This is a genomic window from Actinokineospora globicatena, from assembly GCF_024171945.1.
Taxonomy (GTDB): Bacteria; Actinomycetota; Actinomycetes; order Mycobacteriales; family Pseudonocardiaceae; genus Actinokineospora; species Actinokineospora globicatena.
The window spans coordinates 1,653,582-1,666,957 of the sequence record NZ_JAMTCR010000002.1 but is presented as its reverse complement, the minus strand read 5'-3'; the positions used below and the strand labels follow the sequence as shown (position 1 = coordinate 1,666,957).

Sequence of the window (13,376 nt, the reverse complement as noted above, 5' to 3'; positions counted from 1 at the left end):
ACCGGACCGGCAACCGGACGAGTTGACCACGCTGCGTCGACTGGGTGAATCCGATCGGCTGAATCGCGTATCCGATGAGTCGATCACCCTTGAACAAGGGTTGGCGCGCTTCTAACGTCTAAGCCGCTGCACCAAATGGAGTATTGACTCCGCAAGTCCACTCGTCAGGAGGCGGCCACCATGGCGGACACTCGCAGGCTCCCCGGTCCGAACGCCGACGTGTGGGACTGGCAGCTCGACGGTTCCTGCCGCGGCATGGACAGCGCGTTCTTCTTCCACCCCGACGGCGAGCGCGGCCCGGCGCGGGCCAGGCGCGAGGCGAAGGCGAAGGCGATCTGCCAGGCGTGCCCGGTGCTGTCGCTGTGCCGCAGCCACGCGCTGGCGGTGCACGAGCCCTACGGGATCTGGGGCGGGCTCTCGGAGTCCGAGCGCGAGGCGATCATCAAGACCGAGAAGCGCACGCTGGCCGTGGCCAAGTAGCCCGGAAAAGACCAAGGACCCGGTCGGGATTCGACCGGGTCCTTCGTGTCTCAAGCCGTCGGATCAGTGCCCGTGGCCGTGACCGTGCCCGTGGCCACCAGCGGACCCGGACTCGTCTTCCTTCTTCTCCACGACCGCGCTCTCGGTGGTGAGCACCATGCGCGCGATGGAGGCGGCGTTGGCGACCGCGGAGCGGGTCACCTTCACCGGGTCGACGACGCCGTCGGCGACCAGGTCGCCGTAGACCAGCTTGGCGGCGTTGAAGCCCTGGCCCCACGGCAGCTCGCGGACCTTGTTCACCACGACCGCGCCCTCCTGGCCGCCGTTCGCGGCGATCCAGAACAGCGGCGCGCTCAGCGCCTCGCGGACGATCGCCACACCGGTGGCCTCGTCGCCGGTGAGGCCGAGGTTGCCCTCGAGCTCCTTGGCGACCTGCACCAGCGCGGAACCGCCACCGGGGACGATGCCCTCCTCGACCGCGGCCTTGGTCGCGGCGACCGCGTCCTCGATGCGGTGCTTGCGCTCGGAGAGCTCGGTCTCGGTCGCGGCACCGACCTTGATGACCGCGACGCCACCGGAGAGCTTGGCCAGCCGCTCCTGCAGCTTCTCCCGGTCCCAGTCGGAGTCCGACGCCTCGATCTCCTTGCGCAGCTGCTCGGCGCGCCCGGCGACGGCGGCCTTGTCGCCACCGCCGTCGATCAGCGTGGTGTCGTCCTTGGTGATCACCACGCGGCGGGCGGTGCCCAGCTGCTCCAGGGTCGCCTCGGACAGCTTGACGCCGATCTCCGCGGAGACGACCTCACCGCCGGTGACGACCGCGAGGTCGTCGAGGAAGGCCTTGCGGCGGTCGCCGAAGAACGGCGCCTTGACCGCGACGGCCTTGATCGTCTTGCGCAGGGCGTTGACCACCAGGGTGGACAGCGCCTCGCCGTCGACGTCCTCGGCCACGATCAGGATGGAGCGGCCGCTCTGCGCGACCTTCTCCAGCAGCGGCAGCAGGTCGGCGAGCGCCGAGATCTTCTCGCGGTGCAGCAGGACGTAGGTGTCCTCCAGCACGGCCTCCTGCGCCTCCAGGTCGGTGGCGAAGTGCGCCGAGACGTAGCCCTTGTCGAACTGCACGCCCTCGGTGATGACGAGCTCGGTGGCCAGCGTGGAGGACTCCTCCACGGTGATCACACCGTCCTCGCCGACCTTCTCGATGGCCTCGCCGAGCAGCGCGCCGATGGAGGCGTCGCGGGAGGCCACGGTGCCGACCTGGGCGATGTTGTCGCGGCCCTTGACCGGGATGGCCTTGGCCTTGAGCGACTCGACCACCGCGTCGGACGCGGCCTGGATGCCCTTGCCGATGGCGGTCGGGTTCGCGCCCGCGGCGATGTTGCGCAGGCCGACGCGCACCAGCGCCTGGGCCAGCACGGTCGCGGTGGTGGTGCCGTCGCCCGCGACGTCGTTGGTCTTGGTGGCGACGTTCTTGGCGAGCTGGGCGCCGAGGTTCTCGAAGGCGTCCTCGAGCTCGATCTCGCGGGCGATGGTCACACCGTCGTTGGTGACCGTCGGTCCGCCGAACTTCTTCGCGAGCACGACGTGGCGCCCGCGCGGGCCAAGGGTGACCTTGACCGCGTCGGCGAGCTTGTTCACGCCACGCTCGAGTGCCCGACGAGCGTCCTCGTCGAAGGCGATCTGCTTGGGCATTGCCTACCTCTCGTTGATGGCGGCGCTGGATAAGCCAAGCGCCCCGGGTGCCCCGAACGGGGCCGCCGGGGCGCTCAGGTCAGCCGGGGTGTCAGTTGATGACAGCCAGCACGTCGCGGGCGGAGAGGATCAAGTACTCCTCGCCGTTGTACTTGACCTCGGTGCCGCCGTACTTGGAGTAGATGACGACGTCGCCGACAGCCACGTCCACCGGGACGCGGTTGCCCTTGTCGTCGATGCGGCCGGGCCCGACAGCCAGGACCTTGCCCTCCTGGGGCTTCTCCTTGGCGGTGTCCGGGATGACCAGACCAGAGGCGGTAGTGGCCTCGGCCTCGCTCGCCTGGACGACGATCTTGTCCTCGAGCGGCTTGATGTTCACGCTCACCGCTGTGACCTCCACGGGTCGTCGAAAGCGTTGGCAGGTGTACAGAGCGCGACTCCCCTGAGGGTCGCGCCCACGGCTCCTGCCACCCCGCCGTCGCGGGTGCCGGGGCGGTACTGGCGCCGTGCAACTAGCACTCTACCCACGCGACTGCTAAGCCTGCAACGACCCCCACCTGTGACATGAGAACATGGCCTGACCAGCACCGACCGTGATATGGCTTGCGGGTGATCAGAGCGGCGACTCCCGGGGACCTCGAGCGGCTGCGGGAGATCGAGGTGGTGGCCGGGGCGGCGTTCCGGGAGGTCGGGATGCCGGAGATCGCCGAGGACGAGCCGCCGTCGGTGGAGGAGTTGGCGGGGTTCGCCGGGGCTGGGCGGGCGTGGGTCGGGGAGTACCGGGGACAGGTTGTCGGATACCTGCTGGCCGAGGTGGTCGACGGGTGCGCGCACATAGCTCAGGTAAGCGTTGACCCGGTGGTCCGCGGCCGTGGCCTCGGCCGGGCTCTCGTAGATCACCTAGAGGCCTGGGCCCGCACCCACAACCTCACCGCCCTAACCCTGACAACCTTCCGCGACGTGCCCTGGAACGCCCCCTACTACGAGCGCATCGGCTTCCGCGCGATAGAGCCAACCCCAGCTCGACAAGCCATCGTCGACAGAGAGACCTCCCTGGGCCTAGACCCCACCAAACGCACCTGCATGCGCCGCGATTTCCAGTAAGGCGTCAGACCGGTTGGAGTGACTGGTGTGGCGGTGCCGGGAGTTCGACGGCGATGGTGTCGGCGGGCTTGACGGTGCCGTTGGTGAGGACGATGGCCATCACGCCTGCTTTGCGGATGAGGGTGCCGTCTTCGGCGTGGTCCAGGACGGCTTTCATGAGGCCGGGGTGGAGGCCGTTGAGCTGGAGGCACGGGTTGCGGAGCCCGGTGATCTCGACCACGGCGGTCGGGCCGAGGCGCAGCCTGGTGCCGGTGGGCAGGGCGAGCAGGTCGACGCCGCGGGTGGTGATGTTTTCGCCCATGTGGCCGGGGGCGATGTCGAAGCCCGCTGCCTGGAGCTCGGCGTGGAGTTCGGTGTGGATGAGGTGGACCTGCCGGAGGTTGGGTTGGTTGGGGTCGCGGGCCACCCGGGACCGGTGTTTGACCGTGACGCCCAGGTGCGCGTCGCCTTCCACGCCCAGGCCTGCGAGCAGGTGGATGGCGTCGTGGTTGGGCTTGCTGAACGTGTGCGTGGCGCTGAGGCTGACAGCGATCACGGTCCCGGACATCGGCACCTCCTGCCGCCCACTATCCCCCAGCGCGGGTCAGGCAGGCCATGGTGACCTGCCTGACCTGCTGGTGTGATCAGACCTGGTTGAGGGTGTTGCCGCGGTCCTCCACGACGAAGCTGGCCGCGGTGGCGGCCTCGGCGCCCGCGGTGCGCACATAGGGCAACACCCGGAAGTCGGCCCGCAGCTCCCGGGCGGTGAAGCGGGTCCGGACGTAGCCGCGGCGGTTCTTGTAGAACTTCAGGTGCGGGTTCTCGGCCAGCACGGTGGCGTTGGTGTCGTCGGCGCCGTCGCCGGTCGAGGTGATGGAGGTGGCGACGAGTTCGACGCCGACGTTGCGGGAGTCGGGCCGGTCGAAGCTCTCCTTGACGTCACCGGCCCAGTGGCGGTGCACGTCGCCGGTCAGGACGACGCCGTTGCGGGTGGTGCCCAGGCCCGCGGCGACCTTGTCCCGGCTGGTCTTGTAGCCGTCCCACGCGTCCATGCTGAAGCCCTGCTTCTCGCCCGCGGTCAGGTCGCGCTGGGCGAAGAACACCTGCTGCCCGAGCACGTCCCACCTGGCCCGTGAGCCGCGCAGGCCGTCGAGCAGCCACCGCTCCTGCTCGACGCCGGTGATGGTGCGGGCGGCGTCGAGGCGGTCGGCGCAGTCGACCTTGGTGCCGTCGCCGCAGGCCTGGTCGGTGCGGTACTGGCGGGTGTCGAGCATGTGGAAGTTCGCCAGTGCGCCCCACCGGACCCGGCGGAACAGCTGCATGTCCGTGCCGTGCGGGCGCGCGGTGCGGCGCAGCGGCATGTTCTCGTAGTACGCCTGGAACGCGGCGGCGCGGCGGGCCGGGAACTCGGGGTCCGGCGCTTCGGGCACGTCGTCGGCCCAGTTGTTCTCGACCTCGTGGTCGTCCCACACGACCAGCCACGGCGCGACCTGGTGCGCCAACTGGAGGTCCGGGTCGGACTTGTACTGCGCGTGCCGCAGCCGGTAGTCGGCGAGCGTGCGGGTCTCGGGGCCGACGACCGGGCGGACGTCGGCGGCCTTGCCCGCGTACTCGTACTGGTAGTCGCCCAGGTGCAGCACCAGGTCCGGGTGGTCCTCGGCGAGGCGGCGGTACGCGGTGAAGAAGCCCTCGCCGTAGTGCGAGCACGACGCGAAGCACATGGTCAGCGCACCGGAGAGCGAGTGCGGGGCCGGGGCGGTGCGGGTGCGGCCCACCTCGGACACGTGGTCCTGCACCCGGAAGCGGTAGAAGTACTCGGTGCCGGGGCGCAGGCCCGCCAGTTCGACGTGCACGCTGTGCGCGGACTCGGGGCGGGCCCACTCGACGCCGGTGCGCACGACGTGGCGGAACCGCTCGTCGGTCGCGACCTGCCAGAGCACCGGCAGCGTCCGGCCGGGCATGGCGCCGAGGCCGTCGAGCGCCAGCGGGTCCTGGGCGAGGCGGGTCCACAGGACGACGCCGTCGGCGGTCGGGTCACCGGAGGCGACGCCGAGGGTGAACGGGTCGGTGAGGCGGCGGTTCGGGGTGGCCAGGGCGGGCGAGCCGAGCGCGCCGGTGCCGACGGCGGCCAGGCCGACCGCGGCGGCACCGCCGAGCAGCACGGACCTGCGGGTGGTGTTCATGGTGGTGGGGACCTCCCGGTTCGGGGTATGCCGGTGAGCCACCCTGCTCCGTGTCGGTTTCCCGCGACCCACTTCCGGATGAGACCTGGGTGATGACCCGGCGTACCCCGGCTGACATGCCGCCGACTGGACTAACGTCGTCCGGGTGCACCCCGTGATCTCGTTGCTGCGCTCCCGCCTGTCCTCCGGAAGCCGTGCCGACGGCCGCAAACTCGCCCTCGCCGTCGAGGGTGGCGGCAGCCGGGGGGCGTACTCCGGCGGGATGGTGGCGGGCATCGACGACCTGGGGTTCGCCGGGTGCTTCGACGCGGTCTACGGCGCGTCGGCCGGTGCGCTCAACGGCGCGTGGTTACTCGGCGGCCAGGCGCAGACCGGCACCTTCGGCTGGTCGGACCCGGCGATCATGCGGCGGGTCACCAACCCCTGGCGGCTGCGCCGGGTCGTCGACACCGAGCACCTGGTGCAGGTCGTCTACGAGGCGGTCCCGATGGACTTCGCCGCGATCCTGGCCAACCCCACCACGTTCCACCCCCTGGCGACCGACACCGCCACCGGCGAGTCCGTCGACCTGCACCCGTACCTGACCGACCAGCGCTCCCTGCAACTGGCGCTGCGCGCGTCGACCGGCCTACCGGTGCTCTCCGGCCGGCCGGTCACCCTGGCCGGACGCCGCTGGATCGACGCGGGTCTCGCCGAGGCCATCCCGTTCCGCACCGCCATCGCCGACGGCGCCACCGACGTCCTGGTCCTGCGCACCCGCCCCGACGGCTGGGCCGCGACCCCGCCTTCGCGCGTCGAAACCGCCGTCGTCTCCCGCTACCTCCGCCGCGTAGCCCCCGGCGCCGTCACCGGCTGGCACACCCGCCACACCCGCCAGCTCACCGACGACACCGACCTCTCCACCCACCCGAACATCCTGCAGATCCGCCCACCCGCCACCGCCCCCCAAGTCCCCCGCCTAACCCGAGACACCCTCCTCCTCCGCCGCGCCGTCCGCCTCGGCCGAGAAGCAGCCCTCTCCGCGTTGAGCGCCTAGAGGTCTGCAGCATCCTGATCAACCGGACGAGCAGCCTGTCCGCATCGGACGTTCAGTGCGATGCAGATTTTCGGTGTCGCAGCTAGATGGTTCTCGCTGGTCAGGGACGTGCGCAGACCCCTTGACTATCTCTGGTACCAGGGTAGCCTTGGGTACCGGAGGTGTGTCATGGCTGGTGCTTCGATGCCAGTGAAGGTCGATCCAGAGACGCACGCGCTGCTCGCGCATGCGGCTACAGCACTGCGCACAACGCAGAAAGATCTCCTCGAGGCGGCGGTACGCGAGTACCTGACCGCCCGACGCGAGGAGATCGCAGCCGCGCTCCAACGCGCCATGCAGTTGATCGACGGGACTGACGCGAGCCGGGTGGCGGCGTTGACCGGACTGTCGCGGGAACGACTGGACGAGCTCGGCGGGGTCGACGAGTCCTGATGTCGGTTCGTCCTACTCTGCGTTGCCTGCGCGATGAACTGGGACTCGAGTTGCCGCCGGTCACCGTGCTGCTGAGCGAAGTCGACCATCCACTGGTCCGCAAGGCGAATGACCAGTTCTCGGCGCCCTCGGGCCCGCGGGAGCGGATCAAGGCTGTCGATGACACGGTGATGTTCAAGGTCAAGGTGCAGCGTTGGCGCGGTGCCTTGGTCGATGCGGGCGAGCCGAGTTGGCTGGTTGCCGCTGGTATCCGCGAAGACGGCAGCCGTGATGACTTCTACGCGGCACTTGCTGAGTCCCTGAAGCTGGCGCGAACCCGGTACAACGCCGAACACGCGCCATCGTTGGCGACTCAGACCCACAGTGCCGGGCTGTTGCCCACCGCCGAAGACAAGGACCGGTACCGCGCGGAAGCGGGCGTTCGACTGCTCCGCGAGCTTCGAGCGGCTGTGCACGGCGTCGTCCACGCGTCGTTGCTGGACGGGTATGAGCACACAGCGGAGATCTCCGGGGCTGAACTGGGGGTCGTCGTGCGTGCGGTTGAGGACAACGCGACATATGTGGCCCTGCGGATCGTGGGATCGGTTCCCACTGACCTCGTGGCGGTAGTGCTGAGCCTTGTGCCGGGGTGTGACCGCGATGGCTGGTACCCGGAGTTCGCGATGCCGGAGCGGCCGCTCCGGGCCAACGAACAGGCGTACTCCAACCTGATGGATCCCGTTGCGGCCGCCGAGTTGCTCGAAGCGCACGACGGCGCATAGTCATGCCCAGGACACCTGCCCGGCCCTAGACGGAGATGGTGGAGACGGGGAGGGCTGGGTTGGTGGGGAGGTCGAGGGATGAGGGTTTGACTCCTGCGGCGACCAGGTGGGCGCCCAGGGCGGCGATCATGGCGCCGTTGTCGGTGCAGAGGCGGGGGCGGGGGACGCGCAGGGTGATGCCTGCGGCGGTGCAGCGGTCGGCGGCCAGTTCCTTGAGGCGGGAGTTGGCGGCAACACCCCCGGAGATGACGAGGGTGGTGATGCCGAGGTCGGTGGCGGCGCGGACGGCTTTGGCGGTGAGGACGTCGGCGACGGCTTCCTGGAAGGAGGCGGCTACGTCGTCGACTGGGATGCCTCCGGTCTCGTTGGCCTCGACCCAGCGGGCGACGGCGGTTTTGAGGCCGGAGAAGGAGAAGTCGTACTTGGCGTCGCGGGGGCCGGTGAGGCCGCGGGGGAAGGCGATGGCCTTGGGGTTGCCGCGGCGGGCGGCTTGGTCGATGGGGGGGCCGCCGGGGTAGGGGAGGCCGAGGACCCTGGCGACCTTGTCGTACGCCTCGCCTGCCGCGTCGTCGATGGTGGAGCCGATCTCGGTGATCTGGCCCGCCACGTCGTCGACGCGCAGCAGTTGGCTGTGGCCGCCGGAGACCAGCAGCGCGAGGGTGGGGGCGGGCAGCGCGCCGTGTTCCAGGGTGTCGGCCGCGACGTGCCCGGCCAGGTGGTTGACGCCGTAGAGCGGGACGCCGAGTGACAGCGCGTACGCCTTCGCCGCCGAGACGCCGACCAGCAGCGCCCCCGCGAGGCCCGGTCCGCAGGTCACCGCGATGGCGTCCACATCGGACAGTCGGAGGCCCGCGACGTCGAAGGCGCGGCGCATGGTCGGGACCATGGCCTCCAGGTGGGCGCGGCTGGCCACCTCCGGCACCACCCCGCCGAAGCGCGCGTGCTGCTCGACGCTGGAGGCGACCTCGTCGGCCAGCAGTTCCACCGAGCCGTCCGAGCCGAGCCGGACGATGCCGACACCGGTCTCGTCGCAGGAGCTCTCGATGCCCAGGATGATCGTCACGTGGTCTCCTCCACCCGTGCGGGCCGCACCATGGTGAAGGCGTCGGCCCCGGAGGGTTGGTAGTAGCGGCGGCGCAGGCCGATGGTGGCGAAGCCGTGGGCCTCGTAGAGCGCGATGGCGGCCGCGTTGTCGGTGCGGACCTCCAGGAACACCTGGGCGCGCACCTCGTCGGCCCGGTCGAGCAGCAGGCGCAGCAGCGCCTTGCCGATCCCCCGGCCCTGCCACACCGGGTCGACGCCGATGTTGTGCACGCTGGCCTCCATGTCCCCGGGCGCACCGGCGACCGACAGGCCCGCGTAGCCGACGAGCAGCTCACCGGCGTGCGCGCCGAGGTAGAAGTGGCCCCAGTCGAGCTCGGAGGCGAACGCGGACTCGCTCCACGGGTCCTCGTTCGGGAACAGGGCGCGCTCCAGTTCGGCGCAGCGGCGCAGGTCTTCGCGGCGCAGCGGCTCGATCCGGATCGGCTCGGTCATCCCGGGCTCACCCGTTTGCGGGCGCCCGGCTCGACGGCGTCCGGCCTGCGCAGGTAGAGCGGGGTCAGCGGGCCGGGTTCGCCGGTGAGGTCGGCGGCGCGGACGAGGCCGACCGGGCTGGGGTGCTCGGGGCCGGTGACCGGCGGTCCGAGGTCCGCGATCCGGGTGCCCGCGATCCGGGTGATGCCCGTGAGCGGGATGTCGGCGGGCTTGTCGACGCTGGGCTCGGTGGTCCGGGTGCCGTCGGCGGCGTAGGTCGCCCAGTAGAGCTCCTTGCGGCGGGCGTCGGTGACGACCAGCAGCGGTTCGCCGGTGACCTCGGCGGCGATGGCGTCGAGCGAGCACACCGGGAACACCGGCCGGTCGAGCGCGTGGCCGAGCGCGGCGGCGGTGACCATGCCCGCGCGCAGCCCGGTGAACGGCCCTGGCCCGATCCCGCAGACGATCGCGTCGAGTTCGGCGAGGGTGTGCCCCGCCTCGGCGACGGCGTCGCGCAGGTGCGGGGTGAGCAGCTCACCGTGGGCGCGGGCGTCGACGGTGACCCGCAGCGCGAGCAGCCGGGGGGTCCCGCCGGTGAGTTCGACGACTCCGGCGGTGACCGCGGGGGTGGCGGTGTCGACCGCGAGGACCAGCACGGTCGTCAAGGGTACGAGGCCGCCCCCGCACCCACTCAGGTGACCGGCTGCTGCCGCCTGCGCCGGTTCTCCGCGACGCTCTCCACCGCGACCGCGCAGAACAGCGCGAGCAGCCCACCGGCCGCCAGGATGCCGCCGACCTTGGTGATCTTCGCCTTGGGCAGCTTCTCCGGTTCGGCTGGCGCGGTGACGACGCTGACCGTGACCCAGGTGCTCGGCGGCGCGCCAAGCGAGCGCTGCTTGTCGTCGAGCGACTTGCGGATCAGGTCGAACGCCTGCTGGCCGAGCTCCTTGGCCCTGGCGATGGTCGCGCCCTCGACCTTGGCGGTCATGAACGGGCCCTCGCGGGTGATCTCGACGGCGTCCTTGGGCTGGGTGACCAGCTTGCCTGCGGAGACGGCGGTCTCCTCGATGAGCATGATCGTGATGGTCGACAGCGTCGGGGCGAAGGCGAGCAGCGAGTTGGTCTGCTCGAGCTGGCTCGGCGGCCGCACGATCCGGCCGTCCTTGGGGGCGAGCATGACGACGGTGCCGGTCCACTGGTAGCCCAGCGGGGTGGAGACGTAGGCGTACCCCGCGCCGACCAGCGTGACCAGCAGCAGCGGCACGATCACCAGCCACCGCCGCACCAGCAGCGCGAAGAACTTCCCGAAGTACACCCGTCGCTCCCGACACCCGAGGCCACCTGGTCGGGTATCGCGCGAGCCGACCAGGGTGTAACCGTGTGCGACGAACTTCACCGCCGCCGCGCCCGGGCCGCGCCGCTAGGGTTGGCCCGGTGCTGCTGCCCACTCTGGCTGATCGCGCGGACCGTGTCGCGTTGCGCTTCGAATCCGGCTCGCTGACCTACGCCGAACTGGCCGAGGCCGCCGGGGGTACCGCCGCCGCGCTGGCCGGTGCCGGGCGGGTCGCGGTGTGGGCGACGCCGACCGCGCACACCTGCGTCGCGGTGGTGGGCGCGCTGGCCGCCGGGGTGCCGGTGGTGCCGATCAACCCGAAGACCGGTGAGCGCGAACTGGCGCACATCGTCGCCGACAGCGCGCCCGACCTGGTGCTCGCCGAAGCCGACGTCGAACTCCCGCCCGCGCTCGCCGGGCTGCCGCGCGTGGTCGCCGGGCCCGGTCCCGGCGCGCTGCCCGAGGAGCCGGACCCCGAGTCGCCCGCGGTGGTCGTCTACACCTCGGGCACCACCGGGCCGCCGAAGGGCGTGCTGCTGCCGCGCCGGGCGATCGCGACGAACCTGGACGCGCTCGCCGACGCGTGGGACTGGACGGCGGAGGACACCGTCGTGCACGCGCTGCCGTTGTTCCACGTGCACGGCCTGATCCTCGGCGTGCTGGGACCGCTGCGCCGCGGTGGCACGGTCTGGCACCTGGGGCGGTTCGACCCGGCGGCGGTCGCGGCGGCGTTGGCCGGTTCCGCGACGGTGATGTTCGGGGTGCCGACGATGTACCACCGGCTCGCGGCCGAGTGCGCGGTGAACGCGGACGTGGCGCGGGGCGTCGCGCAGGCGCGGCTGCTGGTGTCCGGCTCGGCGGCGTTGCCCGTCGTCGACCACACGAGCATCACCGCGACGACCGGGCACCGGGTGGTCGAGCGGTACGGGATGACCGAGACGCTGATGAACTGCGCGGTCCACTCGTCGGCCGAGCCCCGGCCGGGCACCGTGGGACCGGCGGTCGACGGGGTGTCGGTCCGGCTGGTGGACGAGGCGGGCGCGCCGGTGGCCGACGGGGAGATCGGCGAGATCGAGGTGCGCGGCCCGAACCTGTTCCTCGGCTACCTCAACCGCCCGGAGGCGACCGCCGAGGCCTTCCGCGACGGCTGGTTCCGCACCGGTGACGTCGCCACCCGCTCGGCCGACGGCTGGGTCCGGATCGTCGGGCGGCGCGCGACCGACCTGATCAAGAGCGGCGGCTACAAGATCGGCGCGGGCGAGATCGAGAACGCCCTGCTCGAGCACCCCGACGTCGTCGAGGCCGCGGTGACCGGCGAGCCCGACGACGACCTCGGCGAGCGGATCGTGGCCTGGGTGGTGACGGGCAAGCGGCGCCCGTCGGAGCAGGACCTGGCCGACCACGTCGCCCGGCTGCTGTCGCCGCACAAGCGCCCGCGCGTGGTGCACTACCTGGACGCCTTGCCCCGCAACGAACTCGGCAAGATCACCAAGCGGGCACTCGGGGCCTGAAGTCCACAAGGGACTGTCAGGCCCCGCGCCGGTCAGACGTTGGTGAGCGACCACGCCTGGTTGTCGCCGCCGTGGCAGGGCCACTGGATGATGTTCGCGCCGTCCTCGGTGGAGCCACCGTCGACGTCGAGGCACTTGTCGCTGTTGACCGAGCGGATCTCGTACAGACCCGCGCCGAGCGGGACCAGTTGCCACTGCTGGTTCTTGCCGCCGTGGCACTCCCACTGGATGACGTTGGCGCCGTCGTTGGTGGCGCCGCCCTCGACGTCGAGGCACTTGCCGCTGTTGCCCGCCGAGATGGCGAACACGTCACTCGAGTCGACCAGGACGAGTTGCCATTGTTGGTTGGTGCCGCCGTGGCAGGTGTACTGGATGGCGTTCGCACCGTCCTCGGTGGAGCCGCCGTCGACGTCCAGGCACTTGTCGCTGCTGCGCGGCTTGAGCTCGTGCCAGGTGCCGAACTCGTCCGCCGCCGCGGGGAGCACGGCGGCGAGCAGGCCACCGACCGCGCCGATGACCACGGCGACCACGTTGCGCGCCTTCATGAATGACCCTCCAAGGGGAAACGTCCAGACGGGACAGTCCCGTCTGGACCCACCCTGGCCCGGTCGGTGGCCCGCGCCGATCCCCCGGTCGGCTTGTTCAGCACCCCGATCAGGTCAACCAGCGGTCCACGACGCCGGGGAGTTCCGAGAGCCGCTGCACCACGGCGTCCGGGGTGACGTCGACAGGTACCTGTTGCGTGACGGGGATGTCACTGTGCGGGATCAGCACCGCGCGCATCCCGATCGCCTTGGCGCCGCTGATGTCGTCGTACGGGCGGTCGCCGACGTACACGCAGTCCGCCGGGTCGTCGACGCCGACGGCGGCCATGGCGGCCTCGAACGCGGCGCGGTGCGGCTTGGTGTACTGCAGGTCGCTGCTCCACACCCGCGCGTGGAACAGGTCGAGCACGCCGTCGCGGTGCAGGACCTCTTCGTGCCACGCCGCGGGCCACGCGGTCGACGACAGCACCCCGGTGCGCAGACCCCGTTCCCGCAGGCCGGTCAGCATCGGCGCCACCTCGGGGTCGGTGTACGTCGCACGGTCCCAGTAGTCGCGGAACGCCCGCAGCGCGCGCTCGTCCGCAGGCGCGGCGGCGGTGTCGAGCACCTGCGCCAGCGTGAACGCGACGTGCTGGTCGCGCACCAGGGTCCACGCGGCGTTCTCGGCGGTGAGCACGGCGGCCGCCAGCTCGGTCGCCCTGGCCTGGTCGTCGGGGTGCACGACATCGGCGTAGGCCCGCCAGGCCGCGAGGTGGTCCATGGTCACCCACGGGGTCAGCGTGCCGCCCCAGTCGAAGATCACCGCGCG

The 13,376-nt window shown here is 71.2% G+C and carries 16 protein-coding genes; 6 read left to right on the top strand and 10 right to left on the bottom strand.

Going from position 1 to position 13,376, the window contains the following annotated elements; translation table 11 throughout:
- The first annotated feature begins 180 nt into the window (after positions 1-180).
- Positions 181-480 (top strand): WhiB family transcriptional regulator, encoded by a 300-nt coding sequence (locus LV79_RS08150; protein ID WP_092777779.1) that lies wholly within the window; start codon positions 181-183, stop codon positions 478-480.
- A 63-nt stretch (positions 481-543) separates the two neighbouring features.
- On the opposite strand, the gene groL is transcribed toward LV79_RS08150, so the two are convergent.
- Positions 544-2,169 (bottom strand): chaperonin GroEL, encoded by a 1,626-nt coding sequence (gene groL, locus LV79_RS08145; RefSeq protein ID WP_253833725.1) that lies wholly within the window; start codon positions 2,167-2,169, stop codon positions 544-546.
- Between the two features lie 91 nt (positions 2,170-2,260).
- Complete coding sequence (gene groES, locus LV79_RS08140) at positions 2,261-2,554, bottom strand: co-chaperone GroES (RefSeq protein ID WP_026316263.1); 294 nt, start codon at positions 2,552-2,554, stop codon at positions 2,261-2,263.
- Between the two features lie 224 nt (positions 2,555-2,778).
- On the opposite strand from groES, the gene LV79_RS08135 reads away from it, so the two are divergent.
- Positions 2,779-3,273, top strand: coding sequence for a GNAT family N-acetyltransferase (locus LV79_RS08135; protein WP_253833724.1), 495 nt, complete (start codon positions 2,779-2,781; stop codon positions 3,271-3,273).
- Positions 3,274-3,277: 4 nt separating this feature from the next.
- Here the strand turns inward: LV79_RS08135 and LV79_RS08130 are convergent, their stop codons facing one another.
- The gene (locus tag LV79_RS08130) at positions 3,278-3,820 is read right to left on the bottom strand and encodes an MOSC domain-containing protein (RefSeq protein ID WP_253833723.1); all 543 of its coding nucleotides are present in this window, start codon (positions 3,818-3,820) and stop codon (positions 3,278-3,280) included.
- A gap of 76 nt (positions 3,821-3,896) precedes the next feature.
- Positions 3,897-5,435, bottom strand: coding sequence for an alkaline phosphatase D family protein (locus LV79_RS08125; RefSeq protein ID WP_253833722.1), 1,539 nt, complete (start codon positions 5,433-5,435; stop codon positions 3,897-3,899).
- Positions 5,436-5,580: 145 nt separating this feature from the next.
- Between LV79_RS08125 and LV79_RS08120 the strand changes: the two genes are divergently transcribed.
- The 3 genes from LV79_RS08120 (at position 5,581) to LV79_RS08110 (ending at position 7,664) form a co-directional block, all read left to right on the top strand.
- A complete protein-coding gene (locus LV79_RS08120) occupies positions 5,581-6,471 on the top strand; it encodes a patatin-like phospholipase family protein (RefSeq protein WP_253833721.1) in 891 nt (296 codons plus the stop codon).
- 183 nt (positions 6,472-6,654) lie between these two features.
- A complete protein-coding gene (locus LV79_RS08115; RefSeq protein WP_253833720.1) occupies positions 6,655-6,903 on the top strand; it encodes a hypothetical protein in 249 nt (82 codons plus the stop codon).
- A gap of 50 nt (positions 6,904-6,953) precedes the next feature.
- Positions 6,954-7,664, top strand: coding sequence for a hypothetical protein (locus LV79_RS08110; RefSeq protein ID WP_253833719.1), 711 nt, complete (start codon positions 6,954-6,956; stop codon positions 7,662-7,664).
- A 25-nt stretch (positions 7,665-7,689) separates the two neighbouring features.
- On the opposite strand, the gene tsaD is transcribed toward LV79_RS08110, so the two are convergent.
- From tsaD to LV79_RS08090, 4 genes are read right to left on the bottom strand one after another with little or no spacing between them, the layout of a single operon-like run.
- Positions 7,690-8,727, bottom strand: coding sequence for a tRNA (adenosine(37)-N6)-threonylcarbamoyltransferase complex transferase subunit TsaD (gene tsaD / locus LV79_RS08105; RefSeq protein ID WP_253833717.1), 1,038 nt, complete (start codon positions 8,725-8,727; stop codon positions 7,690-7,692).
- The gene (gene rimI, locus LV79_RS08100; RefSeq protein ID WP_301320419.1) at positions 8,724-9,200 is read right to left on the bottom strand and encodes a ribosomal protein S18-alanine N-acetyltransferase; all 477 of its coding nucleotides are present in this window, start codon (positions 9,198-9,200) and stop codon (positions 8,724-8,726) included. The genes tsaD and rimI overlap by 4 nt, the downstream gene beginning before the upstream one ends.
- The gene (gene tsaB, locus LV79_RS08095; protein ID WP_253833715.1) at positions 9,197-9,835 is read right to left on the bottom strand and encodes a tRNA (adenosine(37)-N6)-threonylcarbamoyltransferase complex dimerization subunit type 1 TsaB; all 639 of its coding nucleotides are present in this window, start codon (positions 9,833-9,835) and stop codon (positions 9,197-9,199) included. Before tsaB ends, rimI begins: the two co-directional genes overlap by 4 nt.
- Positions 9,836-9,870: 35 nt before the next feature.
- Positions 9,871-10,494, bottom strand: a complete 624-nt coding sequence (locus LV79_RS08090; protein ID WP_253833714.1) for a hypothetical protein — start codon at positions 10,492-10,494, stop codon at positions 9,871-9,873.
- 119 nt (positions 10,495-10,613) lie between these two features.
- Between LV79_RS08090 and LV79_RS08085 the strand changes: the two genes are divergently transcribed.
- Positions 10,614-12,023, top strand: coding sequence for an acyl-CoA synthetase (locus tag LV79_RS08085; protein ID WP_253833713.1), 1,410 nt, complete (start codon positions 10,614-10,616; stop codon positions 12,021-12,023).
- Between the two features lie 32 nt (positions 12,024-12,055).
- On the opposite strand, the gene LV79_RS08080 is transcribed toward LV79_RS08085, so the two are convergent.
- Both LV79_RS08080 and LV79_RS08075 read right to left on the bottom strand, forming a co-directional pair.
- Positions 12,056-12,568 carry an RICIN domain-containing protein gene (locus LV79_RS08080; RefSeq protein ID WP_253833712.1) on the bottom strand — a complete coding sequence of 171 codons (513 nt, stop codon included), beginning with the start codon at positions 12,566-12,568 and terminating at the stop codon, positions 12,056-12,058.
- A gap of 109 nt (positions 12,569-12,677) precedes the next feature.
- Positions 12,678-13,370, bottom strand: coding sequence for an HAD family hydrolase (locus tag LV79_RS08075; protein ID WP_253833711.1), 693 nt, complete (start codon positions 13,368-13,370; stop codon positions 12,678-12,680).
- Between the last annotated feature and the right edge of the window lie 6 nt (positions 13,371-13,376).

What these genes read in the sequence shown, in the direction of transcription:
- LV79_RS08150 (WP_092777779.1), top strand. Translation starts at nt 181, where the DNA reads ATGGCGGACACTCGCAGGCTCCCCGGTCCGAACGCCGACGTGTGGGAC.
- groL (WP_253833725.1), bottom strand. Translation starts at nt 2,169, where the DNA reads ATGCCCAAGCAGATCGCCTTCGACGAGGACGCTCGTCGGGCACTCGAG.
- LV79_RS08130 (WP_253833723.1), bottom strand. Translation starts at nt 3,820, where the DNA reads ATGTCCGGGACCGTGATCGCTGTCAGCCTCAGCGCCACGCACACGTTC.
- LV79_RS08125 (WP_253833722.1), bottom strand. Translation starts at nt 5,435, where the DNA reads ATGAACACCACCCGCAGGTCCGTGCTGCTCGGCGGTGCCGCCGCGGTC.
- LV79_RS08115 (WP_253833720.1), top strand. Translation starts at nt 6,655, where the DNA reads ATGCCAGTGAAGGTCGATCCAGAGACGCACGCGCTGCTCGCGCATGCG.
- rimI (WP_301320419.1), bottom strand. Translation starts at nt 9,200, where the DNA reads ATGACCGAGCCGATCCGGATCGAGCCGCTGCGCCGCGAAGACCTGCGC.
- LV79_RS08080 (WP_253833712.1), bottom strand. Translation starts at nt 12,568, where the DNA reads ATGAAGGCGCGCAACGTGGTCGCCGTGGTCATCGGCGCGGTCGGTGGC.